Genomic DNA, 12,778 nt, shown 5'->3' with positions numbered 1-12,778 from the left:
ATTATTTTGTCCGATCCCGCATGACATAACCTAGGCCACGAACCGTTTGAATATAACTTTCTCTGCCTTCTACATCAATCTTGTTGCGTAGATAACGGATATAGACATCAACAACGTTGGTTTCAGTGCCTTCTTCATAGCCCCAAACCTCAGAAACCAAATGTTCCCTGGTTACCACATCTCCCGTATTTTTCATCAAGGTTAAGAGCAAATCGTATTCACGACGCGTCAAATCAATGACTTTTTTCCCACGATGAACGGTGCGATTGGTTTTATCAATGACCAAGTCACGAAAAGAAGTATTTGCTGCTTCTTCAGCTTGATGAGCATGTTCTTCACGACGGAAGAAAGCACGCACACGTGCAAGTAATTCTTCGATGGCAAATGGTTTTGTTATATAATCATCAGCTCCAATGTCAAGGCCAGCAACACGATCCATAGTAGAATCACGCGCAGTCATCATGATAATTGGAGTGTCCTTGTCTTTGCGAAGACGACGAGCCACTTCGAAACCGTCTAATTCGGGCAGCATCAAATCAAGTAAAACTAAGTCATAGTCTCTTGATAATGCACTGTCAAGCCCCAAACGTCCGTTTTCTTTGATTTCTGTCAGATAACCTTCGTGTTCAAGCTCAAGTGAAACAAAGCGAGCAAGATTTTTTTCATCTTCGATGATTAAAATTTTCTTTTGGGCCATGTTTTTCTCCTTATGTTCTATCAATCATAAAGCTTATACCTTATTATAGTATAATTTTTAGATTAAAGCGAATTTTTTACTCATTTTTCTCTAATTTTTCACTCATAAAGTAATAATTAGATTACTTTTTATGCCTTTTTAATCAAACAGACCGTCCAAACTGGCAAATGGTGATTTCTTCTCTTCCTTTTGTTCAGCTTTTTTGGCTTCGTATGAATCCTCACTAATGACAGACCAGAATTTTCCAGTTGGCAAATCAGTATCTGACTGCTCATCTTCAGCCAAAATTTGCAAAGGAATTTCCAATAAAATGTTATCTTCAACAGACTCATCACATGAAATCAAATCTTTTTCTAAGGGAATAATGAGATCTGCATCAACAAATTCTACATCCCCTTTAAGATTCTCAACAGACGAGAAAACTTCATTTACAAAAACCGTCATTGGAAATGAAACTGGTTTGAGGCTTCGTGATGAAGGCAAGGTCAAAACGGTTTGCAATTCATAATCGAGCAGATAAAGCCCGTCATCATAAGCAACTTGACCAGTCACTTGAACGGGTTCGGCGTCCAAAATTTCAGACGAACGTGCTTTCAGGTTGGCAGTTAAATCTAAGGCTTCCTTAAATTCAATAATTTTTTTCTTTTGTATCTCGTTGATTGACCACTTCATTGTAACATCTCCTTATGCTTATTTTAACCTATTTTTAATAACTTTCAAAATATTTTCGCTAGAAATAAGTGAATTATTATAATTTATCAAAATTTCATTATTTATTTCTTAAACTTTTATCTTATTTTAATCCATCGCAAAAATAAAAACAGCTTTCGCTGTTTTTTATTTTCCATATTTCTTGTTGAATTTTGCGATACGTCCATCTGCAGCTTGGAATTTTGCTTTACCAGTGTAGAATGGGTGTGAATCAGATGAAGTTTCAACACGGATCAATGGATAAGTGTTCCCTTCGAATTCAACTGTTTCTTTAGAAGATTTAGTTGAACCTGACAAGAATTTGAAACCAGTAGTAGTGTCCATGAAGACAACTTCTTGGTATTTTGGATGGATTCCGTTTTTCATTTTAGAAATTTCCTTTCTGCCTTGGTCTGTTTGCCAAACCAAAGTTGTACGAATACTTATCTATTCTAGCAAATTCAACTGCATTTTTCAAGTATTAAATTCCATCTGTCAAGTTTTTTTCTTGACATAATATTCATTTCATTTTTTCACTTTATTTTTTTCAATTAAACTATTATTTTATTTTTTCAGTTACTTTTGTTTTACTTTAACTATTGTTTATAGTATAATTAAGAATTGTGTTTAATTTATTAGGAAAAGAGGATTATTTTTTTAAAACATGAATAAAAAAGAAAAACTTTGGACTGCCCCTTTCGTAACAAATATGGGCCTCAACTTTGCAATATATTTTGGTTTCTATCTATTAACGATCGTTATCGGAAGTATGTCAATGACAAAAATGAATGCTTCTGCTTCACTTGCTGGATTATTATCTGGGATTTTTATTTTTGGTGGTTTCTTTGGACGTCTCTGGATGGGAAGAAACATCAACCGTTTAGGTATTAAAAAAGCCATGGTGATTGGTTTAGCTGTTTATTTCATTTTTAGTTTGGCTTACTATGTTGTCAATGACGCTTCTATTCTTGTTATTATCCGTATTCTTCACGGGATTGGATTTGGGATGGCAGCGACTGCGACGGGTACCTTTGCAGGTGAAATCGTTCCTGTCAGCCGCCGTGGTGAAGGGATTGGTTATTTTGCCTTATCCATCACCCTCTCTTCAGCACTTGGCCCATTCTTATCAATGATCCTTTATGCTAAATACGGTTTCTCACTTATTTTACATTTGACTGTTGTTTTGAGTGTTCTTTGCGTGATTGCTGCGGCATTGATTAAAATCCCAGCAAGTATTGTTCTTCCTGTTGAAAAGGAAAAACAACCGTTGACTTTCTCAAGTTTATTTGAAATTAAAGCCATGCCAATTTCAATCATTGGTTTATTGGTTGGTGCAGCTTACTCAAGTATCTTGTCCTTTATGAACAGCTACACTGTTGCCATTGATTTGGTCAGTGCAGGGTCTATTTTCTTCGTGGTTTACGCTGTAGCAATCCTAGTTTCACGTCCATTGACTGGTCGTCTCTTCGATACTAAAGGCGATAACTTCGTTATGTACCCAACCTTTATTTTCTTTGCCCTCGGTTTAGTACTTGTTGGTTTATCTCAATCAAGTTGGATGCTTCTTCTAGCTGCTGTCTTCATCGGGCTTGGTTACGGTTCATTCCCACCATTTGCGCAAGCAATCGCCATTCGTGAAGGTGGACAAGACCGCGTCGGTGTTTCAACATCAACATTCTTTGGTTTCTTGGACATGGGTGTTGGCTTAGGTCCAATCTTGATGGGTGTGATTATGCCACTTGTTGGATATCGCATGATGTTCTACCTCTGTGCCATTCTGGTCGTTTTAATCACTATTGGTTATTATTTCTCACACGGCAAAAAACATTAAAAAAAACAGTCACAAATGACAACAATCAAAAAGGACAATCACTGTCCTTTTTTTGTATTTCCTGTTAAGATGAACCAAAGTAAGATAGCTATCAAATAGATAATAAGGATTGTCCAAAAACCAACTTGACCGACGGTGCGTACAACCAGCTTGGAAATGCCGTGAAGAAAAAAAGGAAGAAATTGATTGCCATAAAAATCAATCCTACGAGAGGCTTCCAAAAGGGTTCTTGTTCGGTTTTGCCATTACGACTTACCCAATTTTGACTAAAATAAATAAATGGCGAACCTACATACACCTTATCTGGATCAGCATTTTTCCAATCTTTTGGCTTTTTACTTTCTGCTAAAGTGATGCTTTCATCTGGTTGACCATAGGCAGCAACCAAGTCCTGAACTACTCTTTCAACCTGTGGACTCAAGCCTTGGCTCTCGCTGAGTTTTCTAAGGGAGAGGTTCATTTGGTTGATGACTGGCTTGAACTCCCAGTCAGTCTCTATCAAGCTAAGCGCGCTCAACACAATCTGTTGTTCGTCAGCACTGACAGGCACATTTGACCCAGTCAATGCCTTCATACGTTTTACAAAGTTTTCCTGTCTATCCGTTAACATATCAAGCCTCCGTATTCTATAATCAGCACCATTATGCTTTATTTTCACTGAAATAGCTAGATTGAGTGATTTAGCAAACAAAAAAACCTGTCTTTACTGACAGGTTTTCATTCGTTTAGGCTTTGTTGAAGCTGTCCATCAAGTCGATGAAATCATCAAAGAGATAACTGGCATCATGTGGGCCAGGTGCTGCGTCTGGGTGAAATTGGACTGAAAAGGCAGGGTGTGAACGGTGTCTGATGCCTTCAACCGAGTGGTCGTTGATTTCTTCGTGGGTAATCATCAAGCTGGCGGGCAGATTTTCTCTGGAAACCGCATAGCCGTGATTTTGCGACGTGAAATCAATCCGTCCAGTCGCAATCTCACGAACCGCATGGTTAAAGCCACGATGGCCAAATTTCATCTTGTAAGTTGTTGCCCCACAAGCAAGGCTCAAAAGTTGATGGCCAAGACAAATTCCAAAGATTGGCACTTTACCTAAAATCCCTCGGATCATAAGCAAGGCTTCTGGCACATCGGTTGGGTCGCCAGGCCCATTGGTCAACATGACACCATCTGGGTGCATGCTGAGGATTTCTTCTGCTGTTGTGTCAAAAGGAACCACTGTCACATCACATTGACGTTTTGAGAGTTCTCGCAAAATTGAGTGTTTCAATCCAAAATCAACCACCACAATCTTACGTCCCATATTTGGCGATGGGTAAGGGGTCATGGTCGAGCTGGTCTTGACTTGATTGATAGGCAAGACCGTTGCGGTCAACTGACTCAACTGATGATCGCGTTCATCGTCAGCACTGACAAGACTTGCTTTCATGGTGCCATGTTCACGGACAATTTTTGTCAAAGCACGCGTATCAAGTCCGCTAATGCCTGGAATATTTTTTGATTTCAAAAATTCGTCCAAACTCATCTGACTGCGCCAGTTTGAGGGGCGGCGCGCTGCTTCATGGACAACGACAGCTTTACAGGTCGGTCGGATAGACTCAAAGTCATCCCGATTGACCCCATAATTTCCGATCAAAGGATAGGTAAACATCAGGATTTGTCCATTGTAGGACTGGTCTGTGATTGACTCTTGATAGCCTGACATGCCAGTATTAAAGACCAGTTCGCCAGTCACTTCGTTATTTGCACCAATGGCTTCGCCTTCAAATACAGTGCCGTCTTCTAAGATTAGGAGTCTCTTGCTCATAATTATCTTACCTCTTTTTCATTTGTTTCAATTTTTGCTGTCATTACTGACAGCTTTTTTTCATTTAAAACTTATTTTTGTCCTTTGAGAATGGCTTCTAAAATTGCCATGCGAATGTAAACGCCATTTGTCATCTGCTGTACAATCCGGCTTTGAGCACTTTCAACCAAGTCATCCGCAATTTCCACATCACGATTGACAGGGGCTGGGTGCATGATAATGGCACTCGCTTTCAGTTGCTTGGCGCGTGCATTGGTCAATCCGTACTGTTCATGATAGTCTGCTTTAGAGAAGATTTCGCCTGACTCATGTCGTTCAAACTGAACACGTAAGAGCATTTGAACGTCCAGTTCTGGCAAAATGTCATCAATCAAACAGTAAGTTCCGAACGCGTCAAATTCTTGGGTATGCCATTTTTCAGGCCCCGTGAAATAAAGTCTAGCACCCAGTTTTTTGAGCATGACCATGTTTGATTTTGCCACTCGCGAATGACTCAAATCACCCGAAATCGCAATCTTAAGTCCCTCAAAATGTCCAAATTCTTCGTAAATGGTCATCAAGTCCAGTAAGCACTGGCTTGGGTGTTGGCCTGAACCGTCGCCCGCATTGACAATGGCACAGTTCAAATGGTCAGCTTTGACCAATGCTTCGTAGTATTTTTCCTCTTTCGACCGAATGACTGCCACTTTAACGCCCAAAGCTGACAGGGTCAAAATGGTATCATATAAGGTCTCGCCTTTGGTAATTGAACTTTCTTTGGCTTCAAACTCAAGCACTTCAAGTCCCAATTTCCGCTCCGCCACATGAAAGGATTGGTGCGTTCGGGTACTGTTTTCAAAAAACAAATTACTGACAAAGGTTGCTGGAAACTGCGGCAGTTCGACTTCACCACGCTTAAACTGGCTGGCACGTTCAATCAATGCCATGACTTCTGCCACGCTCAATTCATCCATACTTGTCAGGTTTGACAATGTCAAGCCATCATTTTCAATCATCTTAAATGTCCTTTACTTCTTATGAAGTAACCAACAAAAAACGCTCGTGGTTATTTTTCAAATCGGAGCCTGCTCATCGCCATAAATGGAGAAGAAACAGCTCCTGCTTTTGATTTCTGTCAGTACTGACAGGTTTAATCTTCTTGTGGCAAGACCAGATTTAGCACAATTCCCAAAATGGTTGCGATTGCGACTGGAGAGATTTGCAAGCTATGGCTACCGTATTTGAGGTCAAGTACCATGCCACCAATCCCGATAACAAGTACAACTGATGAAATCAACAGGTTTCGTTTGATGTCAAAGTTGATTTTATTTTCAACCAAAATTTTCAAGCCAGAAGCCGCGATGACACCAAACAAGGCAATCGATGCACCCCCAATAACGGGTGCTGGAATGGATTGTAAGAGGGCTGTGATTTTCCCAACGAATGAAACGACAACGGCAAGCACTGCTGCTCCTGCGATGACGTAGATGGAATGGATTTTCGAAATAGCCATTACACCAATGTTTTCACCGTAAGAAGTGACAGGAGGTGCGCCCACAAAACCAGCGATGATTTGGGCAACCCCGTCACCTGCCAAAGTTTTTTCAAGCCCTGGGTCTTTGAAGTAATCTTTTTTAGTCAATGAATTCAAAACCATGATATGTCCAAAATGCTCGGTCATTGTAACAAAGGCAATGGGTGCCATTGTCAAGATAGCAGATGGATAGAATGCCCAGTGATAGTTGACAAAGGGGATTGTAACTGGTGGCATACTGAGCCATTTGGCTGATGAAAGCCCGCTAAATGATACAATCGTTGTGCCTGTGATTTTTCCAATGATAAGCGCAGCCACATATCCTGTCACAATTCCCAGTAAGATTGGCACGACTGACAAGAAACCACGGCCGTAGATACTGAAGACAACGATAGACAAAACCGTAATCAAGGCGATGATGATGTAAGCAATACTATAACCCGTCATTTTGCCTGGATCAGTGTACATGGCATCATTGATTGCTGTCGGTGCCAATGACAAACCGATAACCATTACGATTGGGCCAACCACGATTGGTGGCAAGACCTTATCAATCCAGCCTTTACCTACAAATTTGACGATGATGGCAACAACCAAGTAAACCAGCCCACCTGTCATCGCACCTTGTGCAATGGCTGGCATTCCACCATTTTTCATCAACATTTGCATGGCCAAGATATAAGCAAAACTTGAGCCCATGTAAGCAGGTACTTTAAAGCGCGTGACTGACATGTGCGCTAACGTTCCTAAACCACTTGACAGAAGGGCAATGGCAGGATTTATCCCAACCAAAATCGGAACCAAAACGGTTGAGCCAAACATGGCAAATAAGTGCTGGAAGGATAAACCGAACCATTGAGAAGCCTTAGGTTTCTCGTCAACGTGAAGAATGATATCGTCTTTCATTTTCTAATCTTTCTAAATTTTCAATCTTTTTATATTTCATTTAAAACAACACATTAAAATATCTTTTTAAACGCAACTTCTTATTCGCAGATTCAGAAGTATCTTAATTGCCACTGGCAACCAAAATACTGTCACGAAGGTGATTTCGCGCGCAAAATCTTATCTGCAGATTCAGAAGTATTTTAATTGCCACTGGCAATTAAAATACTGTCTGAACCATCGTGTTCCGTCATTTGAACAATGATTTCTTCATCGTGTGCAGTTGGAATATTTTTTCCGACATAATCAGCACGGATAGGCAATTCGCGGTGGCCTCGGTCAACTAAAACTGCAAGTTGAACACGTGCCGGTCTTCCAAGTTTGACAAGTCCATCAATGGCTGCACGAATGGTACGTCCGGTGTACAAGACATCGTCTACCAAAATAATATCTTTGTCCGTAACGTCCACATTGATTTCAGTTGTATCGATTTCGGCTTGCATATCGTCACGAAAAGGTTTTGTATCGAGGGCGCCAAGGGGAATTTCCAAACCTTCAAGCTGTTTCAAACGTTCTTGGATACGTTCAGCAAGATAGACACCACGTGTTCTAATCCCGACTAAGACCAATTTGTCCATTTCCTTATTGCGTTCAATGATTTCATAAGTGATACGTGTGATGGCACGTTTCATAGTGATTTCATCAATAATTTCTTTTTGCTTCATGAAAGCTCTCCTTCGTTTTTTGAGAAAAAAATCCCTACAACCAGAAAAAGCTGCAGGGAACAAGGTTTCAGAAAATGGCAGACTGCCATAATTTAATTCAAATTTAATTTTCCGACCTTGTTTGCCTCTCTGGACAACCTTAAAGGTTTTTTATATTATATCAAATTTTTTTTCATTATTCAAGAAAATATTCGGTTTTATCAAAAAAAATCTCCGCAGAGATTTTAATGTCCTTGAGCATAAGCCAGATAACAGCTTTTTTTGTTTACAGGAGTTCCTTAAACAAGCCACGCACGAAGAATTCTTCGTCAAAGTCTTGCAAGTCATTGAGCTGCTCACCCAAACCAATCAATTTGACTGGAATGCGCAAACTTTGGACGATAGACAGAACGATTCCCCCTTTAGCAGAACCGTCCAACTTGGTCAATGCAATCCCTGTGATTGGCGTAACCATACTAAATTCTTTAGCTTGTTGAATGGCATTTTGACCTGTCGTTGCATCAAGTGCCAAAATTGTTTCATGAGGTGCATCTGGAATTTCACGGCGAATAACTTTTCCGATTTTTTCCAGTTCTTTCATCAGATTATCTTTATTTTGCAGGCGTCCTGCGGTATCGATCAATAAAATATCAGCCGCTTCAGCTTTTGCTTTTTGCAGGGCATCATAGACAACACTCGCTGGATCAGAGCCAGCAGGCTTTGTCACCACTTCAACATCGGAACGTTTGCCCCATTCGACCAACTGATCAATGGCTCCCGCACGGAATGTATCAGCGGCGGCAAGTAAAACTTTTTTTCCTTCGTTCTTATAGCGGGCGGCCAATTTACCAATGGTGGTCGTTTTTCCGACACCATTGACACCGACAAAGAGATAAACCGTAAGCCCGTCTTCCATTGTCAATGCTGACGGCAACTTATCTTCGTCAAACTTATCAACGATTTTTTCAACAATCAATGCCCGCAAATCTTCAGGAGATTTGGCCTTGGTCAATTTGGCTTCTTGGCGCAATTCTTGCGTGATTTCCATGGCCAATTCGACACCAACGTCTGACATAATCAATGTTTCTTCTAAATCTTCGAAGAATTCTTCATCGACTGCCCGAAAATTAGCAAACAATTCATTAAAGCCAGTCGCAAATGTTTGACGGGTCAGATTGAGCGAACTTTCGTATTTTTTCTCAGTTTCTTCACGCGATTGGGCAAAGATTTGTGCCAAAGCATCAACGTCAATCGTGATTTCTTCGTCTTCTTCTGCTGGCTCAGAAACCACAGCTGGCGCAACTTCTTTAACTACTTCAACAGACTCAATAGGTTCAACCGTTTCAACAGTAACATTTTCAACTGCTGCATCGGTATCGCTTTCTTCAGCAGCATCAGCCTCAACACCCGTTTGAACGACTTGTTCTTGCTCAGTTTCAACCGCAACCATTTCGTCAGTGCTGACAGCCTCTTCTATTTGCTTTTCCTGTGCAATGACAGGCTCGGCAATCACAACATTTTCTACTGTTTCAACAACTTCATTTTCTGTTTCTTTTTTCTTTCCAAATAAACGATTAAAAAGGCCCATATTTCTTCTCCAATTTTTAATAAAATCTAATTTTTTACTTCATTTTCAGTAATTTCGTCGTCTTCATCATCAGACAAACGCCGATTGATGAGAAAAATCCCTGCAACTAAGATGACAATGGCTAGAATATCAATGCCTTTAGAAACGAAAACGAATTGTGTCGTATCTACCGCGAAAGCCAGCATAATGGTCAAAATTGCGTGCAATGCAAAGACAAAGCCCATAAATAGCGTGTATATCATAAAGAAACGATGAAGCTCCGCCAAATCCTCGGCGTCAAGCTCTTCGTCGTCATCCTCGATTGCATCTATTTGCCCCTGCGCTACGGTTTCAGCTGTTCTACTTTCAGCTTTGTCAGCACTGACACTTTTAGCCATCTGCTTTTTAGCAAGCAAGCCCATCAAGGGATGGTTGATCGCCGCAGAAAAAAGCAAGATAATGCCAATCGCCCCCGTCAAAATCGGGTGCCACAGTTTGAATGCCAAATCATTGCCATGTGACAAATAAACCGCCACGATCGAAATCAAGAAACCGCAGACTGCCACCAGTCCAATCGGGTTGATTTTTTTCTTCTTAAATGCGGTATAAAGCGTCAAAAGAACGGGAAATGCCGTCGCAACGCCAAGAGCCAACGTATCGCTCACAGCGAGCAATTTCAAAATGCCATAAGCAATGACAGGCAGTATAAAAGCAAAAATAAAGCTTGTCACGAGACTTTTTTTATTATTCATCATTATCGTATTCTACCTTTGTTGTCTTGTTTATAAGACATATTGCTCGATAACATGAGCAACGGCACTTTCTTCGTTTGTTCTGTCAGCAATGATTTGAGCTGCTGCCTTCAATTTGTCCACCGCGTTGCCCATAGCAACACCGTAGCCAGCCCATTCAATCATGGCCATATCGTTTTCTTCATCGCCCATTGCCATGACATTTTCTGGCTTCAAATCCAAAATTTCAATCAATTTTGACAAGCCATAAGCCTTATTAATGCCTTTTGGCATAAATTCTACCAATTTGGCTTGCGATTTGAAAATTTCGTACTTATCATAAAAAGCTTTTGGAAAATCAGGAATTTTCGCATCCAAAATCGCTGCCTCAGTACATGAGACGACCTTGTTGATGATGACATCATCTCCCAATTCTGACAAGTCCTTTGGTACAAAATGCAAGAGTTTGTTCAAGCTCGGATACAAAGATGTCAGCGCTGACGGTGTCATATACACCGTTCCTTCGCTCAGCAGGTCGCAGGGTAAGCCAAGACTTGCAGTCATCTCCTTGATGTCGCGCGCCTCATCAAGTGAAAAAGTCTTTTTAGACACGATTTCACCCGTATTTCGCTGAATCAATCCCCCATTGAAGGTGATTGAAAAATCATCAAAACCAGTCATGTCCAGCTCTTCTAACAAATGATGAATGGCCAACAAAGGACGCCCTGTCGTGATAACCACATGAACACCCTTTTCTCTAGCCTTTTTAATGGCTGCAATATTTTCTTTTGAAACCTCTTTTTTGGCATTTAGCAAAGTACCATCCAAATCAAGAGCAATTAGTTTAATTTCTGAATTCATGCTTATATTATAACATAGCTTTTGCTTTCCTGTTGAGCTTAACCATACTTAAGGACAAGAATTTCACATCAAAAAAATTTCCCGAAGGAAATCTTTTGGTAAAAATAAAGTTTATTGTGTTTTCACGTTGTAACGCTTATTAAAATTAAAGATTTTAATAACAAATATTATGATCATAACCACAAATACACAAAACGAAATCCCAATATTCAACTCTAAGATCACTAGTGCAGTAATTAACAAGTAGCCTATCAATAGGAGTATTAAAAACAACCTTGAAAGTTTTAATTGGACATATTTTTTAGTTTGTTTAAACCGAAGCATGCTCACAACCAAAAAGCCAATACTACCTGAAACACCAGCGCCGTTAATACCAATAATAGGTACCAAAATTAAACAAAATACGATATTGGTGATCATGCCCCAAATCGTTGTCATAATAAGTCCTTTTGTTTCTTTTGCTACAAGATAGGTTGTTCCAAAAAATGCCGAAACACTTGAAAATATACTAGAAAGAAGCAGAAATGGAACAATCTTCCATGCCTCAAAATAAGATACATCTACATAAAACTTCATAAATAATCTGATAAATAATACAATTATCGAACATAAAATAATCAAACCACCAAATATCATATTGAATGTTACATTGTACAACTCAGAGGTATTCTTTTTCCCATTTTCATCAACCGCAGTCATTTGCCAAGCATTTGTAAACATAGAAAAAAGTGTTGTAATCATTGATGGTATCTTATTCGCTACTGCTAATAAACCATTCGCACTTGTTCCTAGAAAAGTAAGAATAATAATTTTATTGGCATCATTAGTCAACCACCAAGCGAAACTATTAGGAATCATTGGAATTGAATACCGAAGTAACTCTTTCGTTTTAATCCAAGAAACTCTATTATAATCGATATATTTATACAGCTTATTATAAAAAAATAAAAAAATGCTCGTTGAAACTACTGAGATAATTAACGAATAGAGATATCCATTCAAACCGAGTTTAAAAATCCACATTAATAATAGATTGGAGAAAACATTTGTAAAGCTATTGATTATACCTGATAAAGCATAAGTTTTGACTTTTCCTATCCCGCGAGTGAAGTTTTGAAAGAGGTTCAAAAATAATGTAACAGATAAATAAACCCCAATCAAAAAAGAATATTTTAGCCCGGCTATAGAACATATTCCAGCTACGCCCAAACTTATAAACATTCCGATGACCGACACAACAAAGCCGTTAGTGAAGATCTGAACTTGGTCCTCCCCTTTATCTAGTGCATAACGAAATATAGCTGAAAAAATATTAAGCGATAAAAGAGGCAAAAGCATTGATACTGTTGTAATAATAATATCAGATAAACCAAACTCGCTAGTTGTAAGCACTTTTGTATAAAAAGGAACCATAATAAACGATAGGATTAGCGAAATACCATTCCCTATGGTAAAAATTAGTGTGTTACCAGCAAGCTTTTTTAATTGTGATTTCAA

At 39.5% G+C, this 12,778-nt stretch carries 13 protein-coding genes; 1 reads left to right on the top strand and 12 read right to left on the bottom strand.

Annotated elements, in window-relative coordinates; translation table 11 throughout:
- Position 1: 1 nt before the first annotated feature.
- The 3 genes from GHI45_RS03520 to GHI45_RS03510 form a co-directional block, all read right to left on the bottom strand.
- Positions 2-697 (bottom strand): response regulator transcription factor, encoded by a 696-nt coding sequence (locus tag GHI45_RS03520; protein WP_147779110.1) that lies wholly within the window; start codon positions 695-697, stop codon positions 2-4.
- 138 nt (positions 698-835) lie between these two features.
- On the bottom strand, positions 836-1,369 hold the full coding sequence (locus GHI45_RS03515; RefSeq protein ID WP_147779109.1) for a DUF177 domain-containing protein: 534 nt from the start codon (positions 1,367-1,369) through the stop codon (positions 836-838).
- Between the two features lie 165 nt (positions 1,370-1,534).
- Complete coding sequence (locus tag GHI45_RS03510) at positions 1,535-1,774, bottom strand: type B 50S ribosomal protein L31 (RefSeq protein WP_147779108.1); 240 nt, start codon at positions 1,772-1,774, stop codon at positions 1,535-1,537.
- 277 nt (positions 1,775-2,051) lie between these two features.
- Here GHI45_RS03510 and GHI45_RS03505 point away from each other — a divergent pair, with 277 nt between their 5' ends.
- Positions 2,052-3,218, top strand: coding sequence for an MFS transporter (locus tag GHI45_RS03505; RefSeq protein ID WP_147779107.1), 1,167 nt, complete (start codon positions 2,052-2,054; stop codon positions 3,216-3,218).
- Positions 3,219-3,309: 91 nt separating this feature from the next.
- Here the strand turns inward: GHI45_RS03505 and GHI45_RS03500 are convergent, their stop codons facing one another.
- From GHI45_RS03500 to GHI45_RS03460, 9 genes are all read right to left on the bottom strand, one after another.
- Positions 3,310-3,828, bottom strand: coding sequence for a hypothetical protein (locus GHI45_RS03500; protein WP_147779106.1), 519 nt, complete (start codon positions 3,826-3,828; stop codon positions 3,310-3,312).
- A gap of 115 nt (positions 3,829-3,943) precedes the next feature.
- Positions 3,944-5,020 carry a carbamoyl phosphate synthase small subunit gene (locus GHI45_RS03495; protein WP_147779105.1) on the bottom strand — a complete coding sequence of 359 codons (1,077 nt, stop codon included), beginning with the start codon at positions 5,018-5,020 and terminating at the stop codon, positions 3,944-3,946.
- Between the two features lie 71 nt (positions 5,021-5,091).
- A complete protein-coding gene (locus GHI45_RS03490; RefSeq protein ID WP_147779104.1) occupies positions 5,092-6,015 on the bottom strand; it encodes an aspartate carbamoyltransferase catalytic subunit in 924 nt (307 codons plus the stop codon).
- A gap of 134 nt (positions 6,016-6,149) precedes the next feature.
- Complete coding sequence (locus tag GHI45_RS03485) at positions 6,150-7,439, bottom strand: uracil-xanthine permease family protein (protein WP_147779103.1); 1,290 nt, start codon at positions 7,437-7,439, stop codon at positions 6,150-6,152.
- Between the two features lie 182 nt (positions 7,440-7,621).
- Positions 7,622-8,143, bottom strand: coding sequence for a bifunctional pyr operon transcriptional regulator/uracil phosphoribosyltransferase PyrR (pyrR, locus tag GHI45_RS03480; RefSeq protein ID WP_147779102.1), 522 nt, complete (start codon positions 8,141-8,143; stop codon positions 7,622-7,624).
- A gap of 265 nt (positions 8,144-8,408) precedes the next feature.
- Complete coding sequence (gene ftsY, locus GHI45_RS03475) at positions 8,409-9,710, bottom strand: signal recognition particle-docking protein FtsY (protein WP_147779101.1); 1,302 nt, start codon at positions 9,708-9,710, stop codon at positions 8,409-8,411.
- A gap of 26 nt (positions 9,711-9,736) precedes the next feature.
- Entirely contained in the window at positions 9,737-10,444 is a 708-nt protein-coding gene (locus GHI45_RS03470) for a hypothetical protein (RefSeq protein ID WP_147779100.1), read from the bottom strand.
- Between the two features lie 27 nt (positions 10,445-10,471).
- A complete protein-coding gene (locus tag GHI45_RS03465; protein ID WP_147779099.1) occupies positions 10,472-11,281 on the bottom strand; it encodes a Cof-type HAD-IIB family hydrolase in 810 nt (269 codons plus the stop codon).
- Between the two features lie 111 nt (positions 11,282-11,392).
- A complete protein-coding gene (locus tag GHI45_RS03460) occupies positions 11,393-12,778 on the bottom strand; it encodes a lipopolysaccharide biosynthesis protein (RefSeq protein WP_147779098.1) in 1,386 nt (461 codons plus the stop codon).

Source organism: Lactococcus sp. dk101, from assembly GCF_009601055.1.
Lineage (GTDB): Bacteria > Bacillota > Bacilli > Lactobacillales > Streptococcaceae > Lactococcus.
This window is presented reverse-complemented; position numbering and strand designations above follow the sequence as displayed.

Excerpts from the sequence above, each read along its gene's own strand:
- GHI45_RS03505 (WP_147779107.1), top strand. The coding sequence starts at position 2,052 with ATGAATAAAAAAGAAAAACTTTGGACTGCCCCTTTCGTAACAAATATG.
- GHI45_RS03485 (WP_147779103.1), bottom strand. The coding sequence starts at position 7,439 with ATGAAAGACGATATCATTCTTCACGTTGACGAGAAACCTAAGGCTTCT.
- GHI45_RS03495 (WP_147779105.1), bottom strand. The coding sequence starts at position 5,020 with ATGAGCAAGAGACTCCTAATCTTAGAAGACGGCACTGTATTTGAAGGC.
- GHI45_RS03500 (WP_147779106.1), bottom strand. The coding sequence starts at position 3,828 with ATGTTAACGGATAGACAGGAAAACTTTGTAAAACGTATGAAGGCATTG.
- GHI45_RS03490 (WP_147779104.1), bottom strand. The coding sequence starts at position 6,015 with ATGATTGAAAATGATGGCTTGACATTGTCAAACCTGACAAGTATGGAT.
- ftsY (WP_147779101.1), bottom strand. The coding sequence starts at position 9,710 with ATGGGCCTTTTTAATCGTTTATTTGGAAAGAAAAAAGAAACAGAAAAT.
- GHI45_RS03465 (WP_147779099.1), bottom strand. The coding sequence starts at position 11,281 with ATGAATTCAGAAATTAAACTAATTGCTCTTGATTTGGATGGTACTTTG.
- GHI45_RS03520 (WP_147779110.1), bottom strand. The coding sequence starts at position 697 with ATGGCCCAAAAGAAAATTTTAATCATCGAAGATGAAAAAAATCTTGCT.
- GHI45_RS03470 (WP_147779100.1), bottom strand. The coding sequence starts at position 10,444 with ATGATGAATAATAAAAAAAGTCTCGTGACAAGCTTTATTTTTGCTTTT.
- pyrR (WP_147779102.1), bottom strand. The coding sequence starts at position 8,143 with ATGAAGCAAAAAGAAATTATTGATGAAATCACTATGAAACGTGCCATC.
- GHI45_RS03515 (WP_147779109.1), bottom strand. The coding sequence starts at position 1,369 with ATGAAGTGGTCAATCAACGAGATACAAAAGAAAAAAATTATTGAATTT.
- GHI45_RS03510 (WP_147779108.1), bottom strand. The coding sequence starts at position 1,774 with ATGAAAAACGGAATCCATCCAAAATACCAAGAAGTTGTCTTCATGGAC.